General features: G+C 48.0%; 23 protein-coding genes and 1 pseudogene. 4 read left to right on the top strand and 20 right to left on the bottom strand.

Annotation, left to right across the window (positions count from 1 at the left end; genetic code table 11):
* Positions 1-25 precede the first annotated feature (25 nt).
* The 4 genes from yhbY to BJQ97_RS05185 are packed head-to-tail and all read right to left on the bottom strand — an operon-like array spanning position 26 to position 2,804.
* Positions 26-319, bottom strand: a complete 294-nt coding sequence (gene yhbY / locus BJQ97_RS05200) for a ribosome assembly RNA-binding protein YhbY (protein WP_013524182.1) — start codon at positions 317-319, stop codon at positions 26-28.
* A 3-nt stretch (positions 320-322) separates the two neighbouring features.
* Positions 323-1,153 carry a shikimate dehydrogenase gene (gene aroE / locus BJQ97_RS05195; protein WP_160155768.1) on the bottom strand — a complete coding sequence of 277 codons (831 nt, stop codon included), beginning with the start codon at positions 1,151-1,153 and terminating at the stop codon, positions 323-325.
* Positions 1,154-1,176: 23 nt separating this feature from the next.
* Positions 1,177-2,286 carry a ribosome biogenesis GTPase YqeH gene (gene yqeH, locus BJQ97_RS05190; protein WP_160155767.1) on the bottom strand — a complete coding sequence of 370 codons (1,110 nt, stop codon included), beginning with the start codon at positions 2,284-2,286 and terminating at the stop codon, positions 1,177-1,179.
* A 2-nt stretch (positions 2,287-2,288) separates the two neighbouring features.
* Positions 2,289-2,804: a YqeG family HAD IIIA-type phosphatase gene (locus tag BJQ97_RS05185; RefSeq protein ID WP_160157541.1), complete on the bottom strand. Its 516-nt coding sequence runs from the start codon at positions 2,802-2,804 to the stop codon at positions 2,289-2,291.
* A 327-nt stretch (positions 2,805-3,131) separates the two neighbouring features.
* Here BJQ97_RS05185 and sda point away from each other — a divergent pair, with 327 nt between their 5' ends.
* Entirely contained in the window at positions 3,132-3,272 is a 141-nt protein-coding gene (gene sda / locus BJQ97_RS05180) for a sporulation histidine kinase inhibitor Sda (protein WP_008879941.1), read from the top strand.
* Positions 3,273-3,308: 36 nt separating this feature from the next.
* Here sda and BJQ97_RS05175 read toward each other — a convergent pair whose 3' ends face one another.
* The gene (locus tag BJQ97_RS05175; protein ID WP_160155766.1) at positions 3,309-4,103 is read right to left on the bottom strand and encodes a phosphatidylserine decarboxylase; all 795 of its coding nucleotides are present in this window, start codon (positions 4,101-4,103) and stop codon (positions 3,309-3,311) included.
* 123 nt (positions 4,104-4,226) lie between these two features.
* Here BJQ97_RS05175 and pssA point away from each other — a divergent pair, with 123 nt between their 5' ends.
* From pssA to motB, 3 genes are all read left to right on the top strand, one after another.
* Positions 4,227-4,766, top strand: coding sequence for a CDP-diacylglycerol--serine O-phosphatidyltransferase (gene pssA / locus BJQ97_RS05170; RefSeq protein WP_160155765.1), 540 nt, complete (start codon positions 4,227-4,229; stop codon positions 4,764-4,766).
* A gap of 174 nt (positions 4,767-4,940) precedes the next feature.
* Complete coding sequence (gene motA / locus BJQ97_RS05165) at positions 4,941-5,732, top strand: flagellar motor stator protein MotA (protein WP_160155764.1); 792 nt, start codon at positions 4,941-4,943, stop codon at positions 5,730-5,732.
* Positions 5,725-6,504, top strand: a complete 780-nt coding sequence (motB, locus tag BJQ97_RS05160; protein ID WP_013524187.1) for a flagellar motor protein MotB — start codon at positions 5,725-5,727, stop codon at positions 6,502-6,504. The genes motA and motB overlap by 8 nt, the downstream gene beginning before the upstream one ends.
* Positions 6,505-6,636: 132 nt before the next feature.
* Here the strand turns inward: motB and ytvI are convergent, their stop codons facing one another.
* The 15 genes and pseudogenes from ytvI to BJQ97_RS17330 form a co-directional block, all read right to left on the bottom strand.
* Positions 6,637-7,662, bottom strand: coding sequence for a sporulation integral membrane protein YtvI (ytvI, locus tag BJQ97_RS05155; RefSeq protein ID WP_160155763.1), 1,026 nt, complete (start codon positions 7,660-7,662; stop codon positions 6,637-6,639).
* A gap of 80 nt (positions 7,663-7,742) precedes the next feature.
* Positions 7,743-8,354, bottom strand: a complete 612-nt coding sequence (uptA, locus tag BJQ97_RS05150; protein ID WP_160155762.1) for an undecaprenyl phosphate transporter UptA — start codon at positions 8,352-8,354, stop codon at positions 7,743-7,745.
* 390 nt (positions 8,355-8,744) lie between these two features.
* Positions 8,745-10,013, bottom strand: a complete 1,269-nt coding sequence (locus tag BJQ97_RS05145) for a cation:dicarboxylate symporter family transporter (protein ID WP_160155761.1) — start codon at positions 10,011-10,013, stop codon at positions 8,745-8,747.
* A gap of 198 nt (positions 10,014-10,211) precedes the next feature.
* Positions 10,212-10,598 (bottom strand): annotated as a pseudogene (locus BJQ97_RS05140) (sigma-70 family RNA polymerase sigma factor); the annotation flags it as partial.
* Between the two features lie 28 nt (positions 10,599-10,626).
* A complete protein-coding gene (locus tag BJQ97_RS05135; RefSeq protein ID WP_160155760.1) occupies positions 10,627-12,126 on the bottom strand; it encodes a recombinase family protein in 1,500 nt (499 codons plus the stop codon).
* A gap of 138 nt (positions 12,127-12,264) precedes the next feature.
* On the bottom strand, positions 12,265-12,570 hold the full coding sequence (locus BJQ97_RS05130; protein WP_160155759.1) for a hypothetical protein: 306 nt from the start codon (positions 12,568-12,570) through the stop codon (positions 12,265-12,267).
* Positions 12,548-12,919, bottom strand: coding sequence for a hypothetical protein (locus tag BJQ97_RS05125; protein ID WP_160155758.1), 372 nt, complete (start codon positions 12,917-12,919; stop codon positions 12,548-12,550). Before BJQ97_RS05125 ends, BJQ97_RS05130 begins: the two co-directional genes overlap by 23 nt.
* A complete protein-coding gene (locus BJQ97_RS05120) occupies positions 12,916-13,254 on the bottom strand; it encodes a hypothetical protein (RefSeq protein ID WP_160155757.1) in 339 nt (112 codons plus the stop codon). Before BJQ97_RS05120 ends, BJQ97_RS05125 begins: the two co-directional genes overlap by 4 nt.
* Positions 13,223-13,879, bottom strand: a complete 657-nt coding sequence (locus tag BJQ97_RS05115; RefSeq protein ID WP_160155756.1) for an ATPase — start codon at positions 13,877-13,879, stop codon at positions 13,223-13,225. The genes BJQ97_RS05120 and BJQ97_RS05115 overlap by 32 nt, the downstream gene beginning before the upstream one ends.
* Positions 13,879-14,226: a hypothetical protein gene (locus BJQ97_RS05110; protein WP_160157540.1), complete on the bottom strand. Its 348-nt coding sequence runs from the start codon at positions 14,224-14,226 to the stop codon at positions 13,879-13,881. Before BJQ97_RS05110 ends, BJQ97_RS05115 begins: the two co-directional genes overlap by 1 nt.
* Positions 14,226-14,621 (bottom strand): hypothetical protein, encoded by a 396-nt coding sequence (locus BJQ97_RS05105; RefSeq protein ID WP_407066450.1) that lies wholly within the window; start codon positions 14,619-14,621, stop codon positions 14,226-14,228. The genes BJQ97_RS05110 and BJQ97_RS05105 overlap by 1 nt, the downstream gene beginning before the upstream one ends.
* A 133-nt stretch (positions 14,622-14,754) precedes the next feature.
* Positions 14,755-15,036: a hypothetical protein gene (locus BJQ97_RS05100; protein ID WP_160155754.1), complete on the bottom strand. Its 282-nt coding sequence runs from the start codon at positions 15,034-15,036 to the stop codon at positions 14,755-14,757.
* 2 nt (positions 15,037-15,038) lie between these two features.
* Positions 15,039-15,512 carry a hypothetical protein gene (locus tag BJQ97_RS05095; RefSeq protein WP_160155753.1) on the bottom strand — a complete coding sequence of 158 codons (474 nt, stop codon included), beginning with the start codon at positions 15,510-15,512 and terminating at the stop codon, positions 15,039-15,041.
* Positions 15,513-15,657: 145 nt separating this feature from the next.
* Positions 15,658-17,418, bottom strand: coding sequence for a fibronectin type III domain-containing protein (locus tag BJQ97_RS05090; RefSeq protein WP_160155752.1), 1,761 nt, complete (start codon positions 17,416-17,418; stop codon positions 15,658-15,660).
* Positions 17,419-18,489 carry a hypothetical protein gene (locus tag BJQ97_RS17330; protein ID WP_201451662.1) on the bottom strand — a complete coding sequence of 357 codons (1,071 nt, stop codon included), beginning with the start codon at positions 18,487-18,489 and terminating at the stop codon, positions 17,419-17,421. It lies immediately after the preceding gene.
* Between the last annotated feature and the right edge of the window lie 51 nt (positions 18,490-18,540).

Below are 18,540 nucleotides of genomic sequence, written 5' to 3'. Positions count from 1 at the left end.
CCGCCTGCCGTGGTTGCTCCCGAGATCAATCAGGCAGAACGATTTGTTTATGCTCCTTCGATTCTTTGTATAAGACGATCGTATTGCCGATCACTTGCACGACTTCCGCCCCCGTTCCAGCCGCGAGCTGCTCAGCTACGGCGTGGCGGTCTTCTTCGCAGTTTTGCAAAACGCTCACTTTCAACAGCTCGCGCGCTTCGAGCGCCGCCGCAATTTGTTCGGTCATCGCTTCCGTCACGCCGCCTTTGCCGACTTGAAAAATCGGTTTCAAATGATGGGCTTGCGCGCGCAAAAACCGTTTTTGTTTTCCCGTTAGCATATGTTACCTCCTCAATGCTTCGATGACAAGCTGTTTCATCCGGTTGACATCCGGCCATTGGCCGGTCCACTTTTCGAACGCCAGCGCCCCTTGATATATGAGCATGCCGACGCCGTTTTGCACGCGGGCGCCGCGCGCTTTCGCTTCTTTCAGCCATTTCGTTTCCAGTGGGTTGTAAATAATATCGGAAACGATCACCCCTGGCCGCAGCCGCTCAAGGGAAAGCGGCTGCGCCTCGACACGCGGATGCATGCCGACAGAAGTGGTATTGATAATAATATCGTATTCATCAAGCCGCGTTTCGGCCTCGGCGAGTGAAAAATACGCCGAGCGGCGCTCGTCCCCTTCGCGGACGAGCCGCTCCGCTTTTTCCACCGTCCGGTTGGCCATATCGATGCGCTCGGCTGCCGTCGACAGCAACGAAAAGTAAATGCCGCGCGCCCCGCCGCCAGCGCCGATCACCAAAATCCGCTTGCCGTCCAAGGTGATGTTCATTTCCTCTTCCAGCGCTTGGACATAACCGGGTCCGTCTGTATTATAGCCGACGAGCCGGCCGTCGTTATTGACGATCGTATTGACCGCCCCGATGCGGCGCGCTGGCTCGTCCACTTCGTCCAAAAATGGAATGACTGCCAATTTGTGCGGGATGGTCACGTTCACCCCGGCGATGCCGAGCGCCCGCACGCCAGCGATCGCCGCACCGACTTGCCCCGATTCAACGGAAAACAAATGATAGCGCGCCGGAATGCCCAAACGGGCGAATGCATCGTTATGCATGAGCGGCGACAACGAGTGCTCGACGGGAAATCCGATCAACCCGTATACCTTTTCCACGTTTCTCCCCCTCCCGCTTTCCATTAAATCAACGACTGGCGAATCAACACGTCGACCCCTTTCGGCGCATGAACGACGAGCTGAGCGCCCGGGTCGTTGCACGTCACCCAGCCGAGTCCGGAAAAGACGATGTCCGTCTTCCGCTCTTTCACCGACAGCGAGCGCGGCACAAGCGGCGGAAATTCAGCAACATAGCGTTTGCTTGGCGGCGACAGCAAATCGCCAAGCTGATGGGCATAAAGGGAGTCGGCTTTTTCCAACTTCGTCCGATGAACCGTCAACTCATTGGCCATGTAGCAGACGAACGAGCGGCGCCCGCCTTTGATGTAATCGAGGCGGGCCAAGCCTCCGAAAAAGAGCGTCTGCCCTTCGTTGAGCTGATAAACGCGCGGATGGATTTCCCGCTTTGGCGTAATGATTTTCAAATCGCGCGCATCGACAAAGTGCGCCATTTGGTGATGGTTGATGATCCCTGGCGTATCATACAACGTCGCCCCGCCCTCAAGCGGGATTTCGATCATATCGAGTGTCGTCCCCGGGAAATATGACGTAGTAATCACATTCCCTTTGCCGGTCGCTTCTTCAATGATCCGGTTGATGAACGTCGACTTGCCGACATTCGTACAGCCAACGACATACACATCGCCGCCCTCGCGATAGCGGTCAATCGCTTCCATCACCTTCGCCATGCCGATTCCTTTCGCCGCGCTCACCAAACAGACGTCCACCGGATGCAGCCCGAGCTCTTCCGCCATGCGGCGCATCCAGCGCAGCAGCTTCGGGTATTTGACCGACCGCGGCAATAAATCTGCCTTGTTGCCGACAAGCAATATTGGATTTTCAGCCGCAAACCGCGGCAAGCCAGGAATCCAGCTGCCGTTGAAATCGAAAATGTCAACGATGTTGACGACAAGCGCCTTCGATTCCCCGATCCGATGCAGCATGTTTAAAAAGTCGCTGTCATCAAGCGGCACGTCTTGCACTTCATTGTAATGTTTCAAGCGGAAGCAACGTTGGCAAATGATTTCTTCCGCCTCTTTTTCGAGCACGCTTTTCGGCGCATAGCCCGCCTTTTTCGGATCGTCAAACTGGATGGCCGCTCCGCAGCCGATGCAACGCAGTTGTGGCTCCACGATCATTCCTCCCAGTAAATCATCCCTTTTTTGCGCATCATGTTTAAAATTCTCCGCTCCACTTTCCGATTGAAACGCGTCCATAATCCGTCCGTCTGGGCGACGGGAACGACTAAAATCGTGTTGAGTCCGAGCCGGTTGCCGCCAAGCACATCGGTCAGCAACTGGTCGCCGATGACGACGACTTCCTCTTTCTTAAGCTCCATCATGTTTAACGCCCGCAAAAACGCGCGTGTCAACGGTTTGCGCGCTTCAAAGATGAATGGAATGCCAAGCGGCTCAGCAAACGACTGCACGCGTTGTTTATTATTATTCGATACGATGACGACCTTAATGCCCGCCTGCTTCATCGCATCAAACCATGCGGCCAGCTCTGGGGTGGCGCTCGGCCGATCCCATTCAACGAGCGTATTGTCCAGATCGGTGATGATCCCTTTAACCCCTTTTTGCTTCAGTTCATCCGGAGTAATGTCGATCACACGGGCGGCAAACTGGCTTGGCAAAAAGTAGTGAAGCATGCCGGACACCCGCCTTTCCATTTGCTTTTCCCATCATAGCGAATTTTATCATTTGTTTCAAAACAAAGCTTACGATGATAAATAGAAAAAATTTTCGACAAATTTTGCACCTCTCCATCTTGTGGATAACTGTTGCCCACATTATACACAAGCTGACCATCACACTTCCTACGCTTTATAAACATGTTTTCCACATGTTATCCACCGTTTTCTGTGGATAACAGAACGGTTGTTCTCTTTCACAAGCCATGGTACATTGTAAGTAACCTACCATTATATGTATGACATGTTTGGCATATTCCATCCAAAAAAAGGAGGACGCCCCTGATGAAACATTTGTCCGACGAGCTGTTGATCGAGTCGTACTTCAAGGCGAAAGAGCTCAACCTCAGCCCGGAATTCATCGAGTTGATTGAAAAAGAAATCCAGCGCCGTTCACTGACCCACAAAATTAAGCTGTCCTCATAAACGAAGGCCTTCGGGCTTTTTTTGTTTCCGAAAGCCTTAGCGCTCGTGCGCCCCGCACCAATAGCCGAGCCGCTCGCCGACCTTGATCGGCATGGGCGCAACAATGCGCGGGTCAGGTGCGAAACTTCCGCGTTCAAACAGCAAGACGACCGTTGAACCGAACGAAAAATACGCCATTTCCTCTCCTTTTACAAGCTGCTCACCCTCATGGGTCAATTCAATGCTGTTGACGAACATGGCGCCGATTTTCACGATCGCCAAGCGCTTGCCGCCGGCTGTGACCTCGGTAATGAGGCGGTAATTTTTTTCGAGCGGCCGACGCCCATATTTTAAGCCAAGACGGTTGACCGGATACGACTTGCGGCCGAGCGCCCACTGCTTTTCGATCACTCCAGATATTGGGCTGTGGATGCGGTGATAATGGCTCGGGCTTAAATACAGAATAAAAAAGAACCCGTTCACATATGGTTGTGCCGCTTCAACGCTGCCGAGCATTTCCGCAATGGAATACGGCTTTCCCTTGACGATCATTTCACAGTTTTCTCGAATCGCGCCCATGTCTTCAATGACAGCGTCGACCGGGCTGACGACCGTATGCTCATCACCATCGACCGGCCTCACCCCGGCCTTCAGCCGGCGGACGAACAGTTGCTGCAACGTCTTATAATTTTTTAGGCTTTTTTCCATTTCGTCTTGGTTAATATGATAAATTTTTGCATACGATGATATCAACAGCCCGCTGAGGCGCGATTTGGCAAACGAAGCGAGCAGCTTTGAAGAAAGCGAGTGATTGGTCAGCTCGATGAACAAACGATAAAGCCATTTTCGCAAGCACGTTCCCTCCAGTAGCGCAACATCGCCATTCGTTACTACCTTCCATATTACCGCCAAAATGAGTATAATGGTAGTAGAATTTTCTTTTGGCGTTTTCTGTTGGAAAAGGAGTGGAGAAACTTGTTCTTATCGGACTATTTAGATTATACGTTAAAAAAGCTGAAAGCAAACGCGGCAAACATTTTAACGATGACAAACTTGTCGCTTGGCGGCTTTTCCGTCCTGGCTACGCTGAAAGGACAGCTTCATATGAGCGTGTTGCTCGTTTTTTTAGCAGCGTTTGTCGATCGCTTTGACGGCGCTCTGGCGCGCAAGATGAACATTGAATCCGAACTTGGCAAGCAGCTCGATTCGATGAGCGACATCGTCTCCTTCGGCGTCGCTCCCGCCTTGCTGATGTACCAAGGCTTGTTCCATGAGTTCGGCGCGCCTGGCGCAGTATTCACCGTTTTGTACATGGCTTGCGGCGCCTTCCGCCTCGCTCGGTTCAACATCACAGAAAACAACGGCTACTTCGCGGGGCTGCCGATCACCGCCGCCGGGGTGCTGATGACGCTCGGTTATTTAGCCATCCCGTACTTCCCGCCGCAATCGTTTATGTTTTTGGCGCTCATTTTATCGTTTTTAATGGTCGGCACGTTTAAACTGAAAAAAATATGACGATCACCGGAGCCGCCCTTTCCGTCAGCCTAATGGAGCGGGCGGCTTTTTGCGTCTCATGTCACACCTTTTTCCCTTTTCAACCTTCTATATTCAGTATATGATAAATATGGTTTCTTCATAAAAACGCCTAATGGCGTAGATCGTTCGTATGGAAAAAGCGGGGGGATTCATTTGGACAAAACATCGGTCATCGGCATCATCCTTGGCGTCATTGCCGTCGGGTTGGGCATGTACTTTAAGGGCGTTTCGCCTGCTGTATTGATCAATCCGGCCGCTATCCTCATCATTCTCGTCGGGACGGCGGCAGCGGTCGTCATCGCCTTTCCGACGCAGGAAATTAAAAAAGTGCCAAAACTTTTCAAAATCATTTTCACGGAATCAAAGGCGCCAACGGTCGAACAGCTGATTCCGCTGTTCGTCGATTGGGCGAATATCGCCCGCCGCGAAGGGCTGCTGGCGCTCGAGGCGAAATTGGACGACATTGACGACCCGTTTTTGCGCAACGGGCTCAGCATGGCAATCGATGGGCAAACGCAAGAGTTCATCCGTGATGTCATGACAGAGGAAATCGTTGCCATGGAAGAGCGCCACGAAGCGAATGCCGCGATTTTTTCCCAAGCAGGCACGTACGCGCCGACGCTCGGGGTGCTTGGGGCCGTCATCGGCCTGATTGCCGCCCTTGGCAATATGGAAAACATCGCCGAGCTCGGCAAGGCGATCAGCGCCGCGTTTGTCGCCACGATGCTCGGCATTTTCACCGGCTATGTGCTTTGGCATCCGTTTGCCAACAAGCTGCGGCGGAAATCGAAAGAAGAGGCGCGCGTGCGCTACATCATGATTGAAGGGGTGCTGTCCATTTTGGAAGGACAAGCCCCGCGCATGATCGAACAAAAACTCGCCTCATACTTGCCGGAAAGCGAGCGGCGCCAAGCGCTGGTGCAAGGGGAAACGGCCAATGGCTAAGAAAAAAAAGAACAAGCATGACGACCATATGAGCGAGGCATGGCTGATTCCGTACGCGGATTTGTTGACACTGTTGCTCGCCCTATTCATCGTCTTGTTTGCGAGCAGCCAAATCGACCAAAAGAAGTTTCAAGAAATTGCGCGCGCCTTCAGCACCGCCTTTGCCGGCGGAACGGGTGTTCTTGACTTTCAAAGCCCGATCGAGCCGATCACTCCACCGGCCCAAGACGAGGAAGGACGGCATCAAGCAAAGCAGCCTTCCCCAGCCGTAAACGGAAAGGAAAAAGAAGAATTAGGGCAAATCAAAGCGAAAATCGACAGCTACATCCACGACAACAAGCTGACGGGAAAACTGCAGACTTCCTTGACGGACGAAGGGCTTGCCATTACCATTTTGGATGATATTTTATTCGACTCCGGAAGCGCCGAAGTGCGCATGAAAGACCGGCGTCTTGCGGCGGAAATTTCCGCTTTGCTTGTCATGAACCCGCCGCGCAATATCATTATCAGCGGCCATACGGACAACGTGCCGATCCATAACGAGAAATTTGCTTCCAACTGGGAGCTGAGTGTCATGCGCGCCGTCAATTTCATGAAAGTGCTGCTTGAAAACAAGCAACTCGACCCGCGCTATTTCAGCGCCAAAGGGTACGGCGAATACAAGCCGATCGCCTCCAACGCCACCGCTGCCGGGCGGATGAAAAACCGGCGTGTTGAAATTTTGATTTTGCCGCGCACCGACGTCAATGATTCGTCGACATCCACTCAGTGACCGCCGCGCCTTCAGCGGGCGGTTTTGTTTAGCCGTCGCTTTGCCAAAACTCCCTTCCCCATGTCCAGACAGAAAAACCGGCGGTTCGCCGGTTTTTCCTCTTTCGTCTGCAAAGACCTTTATTCCAAAAAATCAAAGCTTGATCGTCCATTTAATGACTCCGGCTTTGGCAAGCGCCTCAACCAAAATGACAACGACCGGCCCGACGAACAACCCGATAAAGCCAAGCAGCTGAAACCCCAGATAGACGCTGACGAGCGCGGCGAGAGGGGAAATGCCCAAATTGGTGGAAAACACTTTCGGCTCGATGATTCGGCGCACGACGGTGATGACGACAAACAGCACGATGAGCCCGATGCCAAGCGTATTGTTGCCGTTCGCCATGCTGATGAGCCCCCACGGAACCAACACGGAACCCGTTCCTAAAATCGGTAAAATATCAACGACGACGATGACCAGCGCCATCAACGCCGCATAGTCGACCCCCAACACGAAAAGGCCAGCCAGCGCGAGGAAAAACGTAATTAAACTAAGCAAAAACTGCGCTTTTAAAAAGCCGATCCCCGCTTTGCTCAGCTGGGCGACGACCATCCCAAGCCGCTGTTCGGTCCGTTCGGACAAATAGCGGCGCATGCCTTGCTTCAGCTGAGGCAAATCGAGGCAAATGAGAAACAGCGCGATCAAATACACTAAAAAATGAATCAAAAACGCCGGAATGGCGGCAATATAATGGACGAGCGACTGCGTCAAGTTGGTCGCAAACGACAAAAGCATTTGCTCGACGGTATTGACGCCTCGTTCAAGCGAATCGATGATTTCCTGCGGAATGGAGCTGGAATATGACTGCCACGTTTGAATGAGGCGGTCGAGCACTTTCGTCGCTTCGTTTAACACGTAAGGCAGTTTTTGCGAGAGCGCCATCACTTGTTGCACAAAAATAACGACTAGAAAATAAAGGGAAAGCCCAAAAATGATGATAAACAATGAAAAAATCGCCGTGACGGCGTGCACGCGCTTCAGCTTATAGTTTTCTTGCAATCGGCGGATGGACGGCTCCAGCAAAAGCGCGGTCGCAAGCGCGAAGAGAAGCGGCACGCTGTATGGCACAAGCCATAGCCCCACAGCGAATAGCAGCGCAATCATAATCCAACGTTTCACGTTCGTCCCTCATTTTTCATAAAAATTTAGCCAAAAGATGGTTCATGTATAAATATAGCCGACAGCATGCGGACGAGCAACTATTTCATGCGCTCGTTTTCATCTGCAGCGCGGCGCCGTCGTTGCCAAATGATGTAAATCGCCGCCACCGCCACCGCCGCTGCGATCGCCGGGCGGACGTACGGCGTTGCCATCTCGTCAATTTGCCGCCATCGGTGTCCAAGCTGCTCTCCCAACCAAATAAACAAGATGGACCACGGGATGATAGCCAGCACCGTGTAAATCGTAAACGGCAGCCATTTCATCCGGGCAATGCCGGCGGGGATCGAAATCGCATGGCGGACGACGGGAATAAACCGGGCGCTGAAAATGACGCCGGGGCCAAATTTCGCAAACCAGCGTTCCGCCACATCCAAATGTTTTTTCTGGATCAATATATATTTCCCATACTGATCTAGAAACGGCCGTCCGCCATAGTAGCCCATCCAATACAAAAACAGTTGCGCCACTGCGCCTCCTACTGTCCCGGCTGCCACAGCCCCAGCAAATGAGACATCCCCTCGCGCTACCAAATAGCCAGCATAAGCCAACACGATCTCACTGGGGATCACTTCCACCATCAAGGCGAGAGCGATGCCGACATAGCCTAAACTGGTCAAAAAGGAAAACATCGATTGAAGGACTTCGTGCACCGTTTTTCCTCCTTGTCTTTCGCTTCCTTGTCCATTTTTTCATTATACTATACGTTCCTTGCCAACAAAACAGGAAAAGCGGCTGGTCATTCAGCCGCTTTCACGAGTGTCGATTATCATCTATCCTGAAAATACCCGAACTCCAAAATGCGTAGCGTAAAGTTGCAGCATTCAACATAGGGACATTTTCACCCTTCCGATGGCGACGAAATTTTTTCGCCATGGAAGTCTATATAAGTTGCAATTTTGTTTTACATGGCATTGTTCGCTCTTCTTGTCACCGTGCCAGTTTGTCAGGTGGTAAAGACGGGACATGGAGATCGGAAATTCTTTATGACAACCTATATATAGTTTTTATTAGTTAATCAACACATCTGAGCCACTTTTCTCTTAGGCGCTTTGCTGCTGCAGCTCAGCGATGTATTGTTTTCCTTGTTCTTCGTTATATTGCCCTTCCCACTTCGACATCACAACCGCCGCCAGCGAGTTGCCGATGACGTTGACCACTGTGCGCGCCATGTCCAAAAGGCGGTCGATGCCGGCGATAAACGCCAATCCTTCAACTGGAATGCCAACCGTGCCAAGCGTTGCCAATAAGACGACAAACGATACGCCTGGGACACCGGCAATCCCTTTGGACGTCACCATTAAAACGAGCACAAGCGAGATTTGCTGCGAAATCGGCATATCGATGCCGTACAGTTGAGCGATAAAGACAGCCGCCAGCGCCTGATAGAGCGTCGACCCGTCCAAGTTGAACGAATAGCCGGTCGGAACGACAAATGATGTCACGGCCTTCGAACAACCGAACTTCTCCATTTTTTCCATAACCTTAGGCAACACTGTTTCCGAGCTCGACGTGCTATAGGCAAGCACTAATTCATCCTTTAAGATTTTTATAATATGGAAAATATTTACACCCGCCAATTTAGCCACAGCGCCAAGCACCACCAACACGAAAAACGCCATGACCGCATAAACGAGCACAACAAGCTTGCTGAGCGGAAGGAGCGAAGCGACGCCGAATTTCGACACCGTCACGCCGATCAAGGCGAAAACGCCAAACGGCGCAAACTTCATCACTTGGTTCGTCACATAAAACATCGCTTCCGCCGTGCCTTGGAAAAAGCGAAGCACCGGTTTTCCTTTTTCACCGATCGCGGCTACGCCCAACCCGAACATCACCGAGAAGAAGATGATCGGCAGCATATTTCCGGTCGACAGCGCTTCAAACACATTTTTCGGCACGATGTTGACAAATGTTTCAACCATCGAATGGTGCTGCACTTCGTTCGTCGTATCGACATACGACTGGATATCCGTTTTCTCAAGCGACTTCATATTGACGCCGACGCCTGGTTGGAAAATGTTCGCTGCCAAGAGGCCGATGATAATGGCAATCGTCGTAATGATCTCAAAATAAAGGATCGTTTTGCCGCCCAACTTTCCGAGCTTTTTCACATCACCGACGTTGGCGACGCCGACAATCAAACTCGAGACGACGATCGGGATAACGATCATCTTAATTAAACGGAGAAAAACATCTCCGATCGGCTGCAAATACGTCGCTACTTTAGGGTTTCCGTAAAAAATGGCCCCAACCATAATCCCGAGAATAAGGCCGATGAAAATTTGCCATGCCAAGCCGATCTTGCGCATGATGCTTTTTCGCCTCCTTTAGACAAATTTAGACAAAAGACGACAAAATTATTTTACTTTTAAAAATAAAATCTGTCAATATTTTTGATTGAAATCGCTTCATCAAAGGATATAAACGAAAGAATTCAATTTTTTAAAATAATTTCTATTCTTCCGTTACTGAAAAAAGCGGGCCGCTGCACCAGCAACCCGCTTTGGTTATGACCGCCGTTTTTCTTTTTCCTGCCGATAAAACTCGTGAAACATTTTCATTAATGCCCGTTTTTCAATGCGCGAGACATAGCTTCTCGAGATGCCGAGCTCTTTGGCGATTTCACGCTGCGTTTTTTCCCGCTGCCGACCGAGGCCAAAGCGATTGATGATCACCTCTTTTTCCCGCTCATCAAGCACGCTGATATATTGTTTGACTTGTTCAAGCTCCATGTTCAAGTGGATTTCATCGACGATGTCTTCGCCTTCGGCTTTTAAAATATCAAGCAGGCTGATTTCGTTTCCTTCTTTGTCCTGGCCGATTGGCTCATGCAACGAGACGTCTTTGCGCGTTTTTTTTAATGAACGCAGGTGCATCAGGATTTCGTTCTCGATGTCATTAGTGAGCGGAAATAAATGTAAATCAAAATAAAATAATTTCAATATCATCTTTGTCAACTACACGAATTTCTTTGATCACTTTGCGCACTATTGCTTGCTTTATCTCAAAGCTTAATTCATCTTTATGCCGCGTGAAAAAGTCCATCGCTTCACGTAATATATGCTCGCTAGGTTTTTTATCTTGCAGTGCCCTTAATTGTTGCTCCAACTGGGCGTATTGCTCAGTTAAATCCTTCTCCCGCTGCTGCAGACGGCGGATTTCTTCTTTGATTTCCCCTAGGTCAATCTCATCATCATCGGACATTGTAACAAGGCTTAATAAGCGTTTACGCCCTTTCCTTGCCCGTTCAATTTCTTTTTCCAGCCTGTCGAGCTCGGCTTTTTCAAAATTGCCGTCCGTTCTCTCAGGCTGGAAATCGTGTAACCGATCCGGATTGTTGAATAATTCAATTAGATGCGCCCATACGACATTTTCAATTTCGTCAGCCCTGACATTCATCCCGCACCCCCGATGTTTAGCGCCTGCTGTGTTCTTTATGTCCGTATACTCGCGATAATACTTCCCCCAATTTTTCGCATATCGCCCTGTCATCGTATTGCCGCACTGGGCGCAGCGCAATAAGCCGGACAGCAAGTATTTATGCTTGGTCGTTCTGGCATAACGGCGCCTGGACTGCTCTAACAGCATTTGCGCTCTCTTGAACTGTTCTTCCGTCACGATCGCAGGCACATCAACATAAATCCATTCCTCTTTTGGTCGCAACGTCATGGGCACTTTCTGATCCTTGCGATACCGATTTGCAATCATTCCTTCCGTATTCCACTTGTTTTGAGGCCTTTTCCCCATATACGTTTCATTCATCAGGATTTGTCGCACCACTTGACGATGCCAGACTGTTTTACCTGTTTTTGTCGGCACTTTTTTCTCCGTCAAGTAATGAGCAATCCCATTGATCCCCCGAAATCGATCCTGGCGGATAAAGCTGTCGAAAATAAACCGGACAATTTCTGCTTCTTCTTCGTTTATCACAAGTTGGCCTGTTTGTTTATCATAATCGTAGCCATAAATTTTATCATCTTTGACAATCTTGCCTTCTTTTGCTTTTCTCAGCCTTCCAGCCATGGTGCGCTCCCGGATCTTCGCTTTTTCAAACTCGGCGATAGCTCCCCTGAGTGAAAAAAACAGCTTGCCTTCAGGCGTATTTTCGTACTCTCCGTTCACAAAAATTAGTTCAACGTTATTTTTGCGCAACTCGTCATCAATGAGCAACTGATGCATCAGATTTCGTGCTAAACGGTCTGGATCGTATACAATTACAGAATCAATAAGTCCTTTTCGTACATCAGTTCGCAACCTTTCTAATCCTGGTCGCTCTAAAAACTCCCCGGAGTAGCCTTCATCCGTATATATCAGCACTTGGTCCGTTCCTGCTTTTTTCTTGGCCTCATCAATCTGGTGGGCGATCGAATACCCCTTTTGAGCTGATTCCTCTGTCGATACTCTTGCGTAGATCGCCTTCATCTTTTTGGGCTAGCTCCCTTCTTAACATATATATCTTTATTAAATAATGATAGCAATCCTTAATGACCTTGTCAGTATACTCCCCATATATGATGCGGACGCGCATGCGCATACCCCCTCTTGCTGAAGGATATGCGCTTATCGTTTGTACACATGAAAAAAACAGATAACATGTACAACCATGCTACCTGTTGTTAAAGGTCCGATTTCATGTATATGCTCCTTTGCGACAAATCTTTCGTTGATTAATGCTTTTAGCAAATGTTTCGTCTCACTCAAAAACTCTCCGATAAACAGGCCGATTAGTAAGCACGTTGCGAACATGCCTTGCATTACATCGGGGAACAAGTACGGGACAATGATATAGCTAAGCGCAATGCCGCATAAGGCCGTAGCTAGGCTTAGCCAAAAGTCAAACTGCTTAAACAGTTTCAGCATATACATGCTGGCCCTCCTGCAATCGAACAAGTAATTTTTCAAGCGTCTGCAATATGTCGCTGGCATCAATCTTCTCACGCCCGGCCTCGCGCTTGATAATCTCCATATACGATGATAAAAATGATGACAACATCACCCGTTGTTCATATGACAGGTCAATGTAAATATCATGATGTTCTCCTGCATCATCGACAACACGTCCGAACAGTTCGATAATCGAATCATAACAAGCAAGCTGCTTTTTTGCCTCAAAAAAACTATAATTTCGTTTCAGTGCCTTTTTGATTTCCTTACGCATAATGCCCATATGGAAAAGCAACATCCCCATATCTTGGCTCTTCAACTGGATCATCATTTTTTCTCCCCTTTTCTTATTTCGTCGAGATAGTCTTGCAACTTACGATGTTCTAATTCTGTGAGCTCGTTGGGACGCATCATAAAAAATGAATTTCGCCCGATCCGGACACGGCGATCAGCAAACGTTTTAACACGCTCCCAATGCATGCACACGGACGGCACAAGAATATATCCCAATCGGTTGGCAATATCCTGCGCCACTTCAAGCTGCTTGAAGAAATAAAACCGTTGTGTGATCTTTGCGAATTTCACAACCGGTATAGATGGAAAATGATACAACAACGTACGCGGATCTTTATCTTTATAATGCTCCGGCACCAGTGAATAGTTCACGGGCAGCCCTCCTTACGGTTTGGCGCGATTGTTCATGTATTTCCTCAAGCGTTTGGAAAAATTCATTTCCTTCCCGTTCAGTAGAGGGTAGAGGGAAGCCCAGCACCATCGTGTCCGTATCATATAGCCCTAGCTTAAATATCTTCTTCGCCTTCCACATCGGGAGAAATTGCCGATGCATAAACTCGCCCGTTTGATAATCAGTAAAATGGATTGCAAATCCGCGATCACCAATTTTTCGGACATTAATCAGAACCTCGACGATCTGCCGGATGCGACTGTCAACGTTGTTTATGCTTGGGGAACAATAGATTTGCACGCTTTTCATTTTGCGCGTAAACATCATGACTTCCGTCGCGATCGTTGCCCCATATTTTGACCATTTCCGGTTTGAGAATGCCATTTGTGCTTCATCCCAGCAACAAATGCTGCCCTGTGCTTCGGCCACTTTGTACCAATCAGTGTAATGCTCAAGAGGCATCGAGTCCTTAAGACCGTAGTTCGAAAACAATTGAATATCTCCGCCAAGCGCACGAACTTTTTCTCGCCAATGATGCGCCAAAAGCGACATCATCAACGTTTTCCCAGCGCCTAATGGGCCTTGTATGAAGAAATGGTGTGCCACTACCGTTTTCCTCCCTTCTCAACGCCATTCGGGGCGACAATGACCGGCTTTGGTGGCTTCGGAATGAGCGCCTCGATCGTATCGATGTAGTATTGCGGATCAGCGACAAGAACCTTGCCTTGCATGATGAAATTGATAATCTCGCGATACGGATCGCTGTTGCCGTGCAGATACTCATTTTTCGATAGGCTTTCGAGCAACAAAATCGCTTTAATTTGCCATTCTTGAAGCTCTTGCGCTTTTGTCGTCATTTCTTCAAGGACTTGCTTAACATCCGAAATGTGCTGCACTTGCGGAAACAAGTCATCAGAAATGACGCTTTGTAACTTTTCGGCATTGCTTTGCATCATGATCCTCCCCCACAGCTGGATATGCCAACGATAATAAATGCAAAGAACACCAATCCAAATAAAAGGATTTTCGTCATATCAAGCTGGTTCGGTTCTGGAGGACGATATGATGTAATCTGGCGAAGAACAATACATTTTTCCAGCTCCGCCAATCGTTGTGTTTCTTGCACCGACCGCGACGGCGCACGATAGAAAAAGTGCCGTCCTTCCTGGCCTGTTGTAATTTCGCAGTCATGTATGGGCACTTTATATTTACCTGTCACATATACAGCTCCATCACGAATCTCGTCAATGCGCTGTATATCGCTCGTTTTTTGTTCATCGTCAAACACGATCAGAATATCGTTTGTTCCTAGGAAAAACTCATCCTTTTCTTTTTTCTTTAGCATCATCAAACTACCACCCTCCTTTGCTGTTTTTTCGTTTTTCTATTTGAAAACTGAACAATTTTCCATCCAAGAAAGACAACAACGCCAACGCCGGACGCCGCACCCGCCCCTAGCGTAAACATGTAGAGAAAGGCATCTACCACCATTTCACACCTTCTTTCAGACTGTAATATAGGCGCATCACTGATCGGAAAATCAGCAGCGATCCTAAAATGACAACGGAGGCTAGCGCTGACGAAACAACAAGTTGCCAGGCTGTCGGCATATCGCCAAACACAGCAAGATATTTACCAACATTCAGCCCTTGCGCCGTTATTTGTCCAACAGCGCGAAGCTTCTCTATGCCCATATCTAAAAATGTGATTGGGGGATTAAAAATTTTATCAATGAAACTGCGTATAGCCTCTTTAATGTTCACTATCAATCTCCCCCTACTCTGATCGACGACAGCAGCTTGATCGCTGCCACAGCCGTAAACATCCACAGGATAAAAAGCAATATATAGGCGATTGGCTCCAACCTCAAAGGCTGCATAGCCGCAAAAATCTTGCCTAACATTTCAGAATAGCCGTTTCCGCTTCCGCTGCGTGGGATATACACTAAGCTGGCCAGTGTCTTGACAAAACCGATAAAGAGCGAGACAATCATCTTTGTTAATTCGAAAAAAAGCAAAAACAGCTTCACAGCTAGAACGCCGATTTTATATAAAAAGTACAGCAACCCGTCGATCAACGCGTAAATGACTTCAAAAAACCCGACGATTAAATCAATAAGCCCCTGAAACAGCTTTTTTAACAGCCGCCCTACCCACTTTATGACTGACCATATGACATTAAAGAGCTTCCCAAACGCATCGCCGAGTATGCCTCCTAATACTAACGGCGCAAAAATCATCGTTATCACCTGCGAATTAGACTATATAACAGCCCAATCAGTCTTTCACCGAACATTGCCACTGCGAAAACAAACAGGACGGGCGTAACATAGGGCATGTAACGTTTAAAAATGATTTCGAGTACTGCCTGCACGATATCGAAATTCATGATTTAATACGCCCCCCTTTAGCAAAAATCGTTTTTCGCAAAAACGTGATAAAAGGCCGCCAAAAAATAAACACAAGCGACAATAAAATTAACGGCGCCGCCCAGGTGAGAATGTTGATAACAGTTTTCACAAAATCATCGAATAATATCGGAAATTCAATCTTCTTGCCTTGAACTGTGGGAACCTGAACAGCATGCCCTTCTGTCCCAAATTTTCCAATTGGAACTAATTTGGCATCATATCCTCCGAAGAAGTCGGTCTTCATATCTTCTTTTGGAATCATCACTTGCTGGGTCGCTGCATCAACGACTGTGTATTCCTTTCCACCGATCACCACTTTCACTATTCCTTCGCTTGGGCTTGTCCATGTGACGACATAGTCCCCGTTTTTGTTTTGAGTCGTCGATACTCCCTCTATCTTCGGCACAGGCTCAGACGGTGTTGTTGTTTCAATCGTTACCCCTTGTGACTCGTTTCCTTCTGTATTGACCGACTTTACCTTGTATGAATATGTCGTGTCTGGGGTGACGGTCAAGTCCGTCCAGTACGTTCCGTTTGTTTCAAACATCGGCGTATAGCCGTCCGATGTCGTCGCGGCGGAAACAGATGTTGCGCCAAACAGTTGATTCCAAAACGACCTTTCCTTGACTTTCTTCCGATAGATCTTCACATAACGAAAAAACTCACTATCCGGCAGTGTCCATGACAGTTTGACGCGATCGTACTTTGCGTCAACCCGAAGATCTGTAATATCTTCGACCGGGATTGTTGTTTTTGCAATCGCTGTTTTTCCCAGCGAGGAATATCCTTCGTTGTATTTCGAAACAATTTTCACCTCATATGAAGTGTTGGGATGAAGATTCAAAAATGTATAAGACTTTGTATTTTTATCTAAAGATACGATAAGATTTCCATTCAAATAAAGATCATTTCCCATAAATCCTACCGATTCAGGATTTATCCATTGGGCTAAAATTGAGTGAGTCGAAGGATGTAGTTCTAAGTTCGTAACATCAGCCGGTGGTAGAGTTTTTACTGACATTGTTATCCCGTCTGACTCATTATTATTGGTGTCGAATGTTGTTATTCTAATATTATATGTGGTATTAGGTTTTAATCCGGTTAATTGATATGATGTTTTGGTATTCCCCATAGCCACTAAAACACCGTCTACATACAATTTAGTTCCTGCGAAATCACTATCATTAGGCGTATAAAAAGTTAAATTAATCGCTGTATCGGTAGATGACGTTACTACATTTGTTACTTCATGTGGTGGCGTCTTATCAATTGGTGCAACGAATTCGACTTCGTGCACAATCAACGCGAAATAATCAGCGCGAGACTCAGACTTAACTGTGACTTTTGTAGCTGAGGAAGGGACAGCAAAATCATACGCTTTTAAATCAGTATAAATTCTGTTTACACCGCTATCCTGAACTATCCCTTTTGAATCTGAAAATATTAAACGATATGATGCAGTTCTTCCATCTAAAGCTCTCAGACTTCGAAAATGTATTTTCATTGAAGTTGAGCCTACAGGAATTGAATACGTGACATATCCATTCCCCGCTAAGTTATAAGAGGTGTTTAGATTGCTATCAACTGTTTTAGTCTCGCTACCCGGCGCCTCATAATTAGAGGCTGCACTTATAATCCCAGGAGACACATATCCACTAGTGACAGCTGCAGATGCGACGAGGCTTTTAGAAAATGCAACAAAAAATATACAAATAGAAATTAATCTTAATCGCATTTAACCACTCCCATCCGGATCATCGGGGTGTTTTTTGTAGTATTTTGAACCTTGCATGCCGTCGTCTTGCGGTATTGGTGGATTGTTAATGTTGTCTCCGGGGCTTGGCGGTGCGTCGTTGTTTTGGTTTGGTTTTGGTGCATCACCGAGTTCCGGTATTCCTTCCTGGTCTTTCGGAATAGGCATTGGCGCATCTTCAGGTTCTTGAGGATGGCCGGCGTCCCACCCCCCTGCATCGGTATTCCCCGGCTCTGGCATTTTGTCCGGCAATGACGGCAATGTTTCGAGTGGATTCACGATGTCAAAGCCACCTGAGTCATCGTTTCGGAATGGAATTTCCGGCGCTTGATTTTCGATATTTTGTTTCGTGAACCCCGACGTATCAAGCCCCGAATCGGGCATGCTCGGCACTTTCGTTTCAATGTCATGTGTATCCACACCCGGCAAATCGGGGGGTTCAGCCGGCGGTGTCGGCGCTGTTCCAAGCATGACCTCCATGTCGGCGATCAACCGCGGCACAATCGTATCGCGAAAAATGGACGCGACTTGGTTCCAGTTCGGCGCAGGAGGGATGGCATCCCTAATTTCATCGAGCTTTCCCATATACTGACTCCACCCAGGACAATTGAATAAGTCGCAACCAATACAGCCGCTTCCAGCCGAATCAGCCCCCATAAAAACTACATGCCTTGATAAATCATTATCAGACCATGCCTCTAACGCATGAAATTCTCCTACTGACGCCCGAATCCTAAAACCTTTTGCTCCTGGAGGAAAGTTATAATCAGAAAATCCAGCTAATGCTGATGATCCCAACAAATTCCCTGACGCATCAAACCATTGCAGTGCACCTTGCCCTGATCCTTGTATTTTTACCCTTGTCCAGTCGTCATCATGATATATGCTATCTGCCCAAAGAATCGCATCGCCGCTTTGGGATCCAAAATATCCATAGATACATTCACCGTTTGAACATACCGCATCAGCCGCATATGACCGAGCGGGCAAGATCATCGCATATATGCCAACTGTTACAACAAAAATCCACGTCTTTTTAATCATATAATACATCCCACGCCCCCCATGTTAAAAAAGGGGGCATTGTCTTCCCCCTTTCTGGCT

The sequence above is a fragment of the Geobacillus sp. TFV-3 genome, assembly GCF_009901865.1.
GTDB classification, from domain to species: domain Bacteria; phylum Bacillota; class Bacilli; order Bacillales; family Anoxybacillaceae; genus Geobacillus; species Geobacillus thermoleovorans_A.
This window is presented reverse-complemented; position numbering and strand designations above follow the sequence as displayed.

What these genes read in the sequence shown, in the direction of transcription:
- BJQ97_RS05130 (WP_160155759.1), bottom strand. Translation starts at nt 12,570, where the DNA reads ATGTATATGCTGAAACTGTTTAAGCAGTTTGACTTTTGGCTAAGCCTA.
- BJQ97_RS05110 (WP_160157540.1), bottom strand. Translation starts at nt 14,226, where the DNA reads ATGCAAAGCAATGCCGAAAAGTTACAAAGCGTCATTTCTGATGACTTG.
- BJQ97_RS05185 (WP_160157541.1), bottom strand. Translation starts at nt 2,804, where the DNA reads ATGCTTCACTACTTTTTGCCAAGCCAGTTTGCCGCCCGTGTGATCGAC.
- yhbY (WP_013524182.1), bottom strand. Translation starts at nt 319, where the DNA reads ATGCTAACGGGAAAACAAAAACGGTTTTTGCGCGCGCAAGCCCATCAT.
- motB (WP_013524187.1), top strand. Translation starts at nt 5,725, where the DNA reads ATGGCTAAGAAAAAAAAGAACAAGCATGACGACCATATGAGCGAGGCA.
- BJQ97_RS05145 (WP_160155761.1), bottom strand. Translation starts at nt 10,013, where the DNA reads ATGCGCAAGATCGGCTTGGCATGGCAAATTTTCATCGGCCTTATTCTC.
- sda (WP_008879941.1), top strand. Translation starts at nt 3,132, where the DNA reads ATGAAACATTTGTCCGACGAGCTGTTGATCGAGTCGTACTTCAAGGCG.
- BJQ97_RS05125 (WP_160155758.1), bottom strand. Translation starts at nt 12,919, where the DNA reads ATGATGATCCAGTTGAAGAGCCAAGATATGGGGATGTTGCTTTTCCAT.
- BJQ97_RS05095 (WP_160155753.1), bottom strand. Translation starts at nt 15,512, where the DNA reads ATGATTTTTGCGCCGTTAGTATTAGGAGGCATACTCGGCGATGCGTTT.
- BJQ97_RS05105 (WP_407066450.1), bottom strand. Translation starts at nt 14,621, where the DNA reads ATGATGCTAAAGAAAAAAGAAAAGGATGAGTTTTTCCTAGGAACAAAC.
- BJQ97_RS05090 (WP_160155752.1), bottom strand. Translation starts at nt 17,418, where the DNA reads ATGCGATTAAGATTAATTTCTATTTGTATATTTTTTGTTGCATTTTCT.
- BJQ97_RS17330 (WP_201451662.1), bottom strand. Translation starts at nt 18,489, where the DNA reads ATGTATTATATGATTAAAAAGACGTGGATTTTTGTTGTAACAGTTGGC.
- BJQ97_RS05135 (WP_160155760.1), bottom strand. Translation starts at nt 12,126, where the DNA reads ATGAAGGCGATCTACGCAAGAGTATCGACAGAGGAATCAGCTCAAAAG.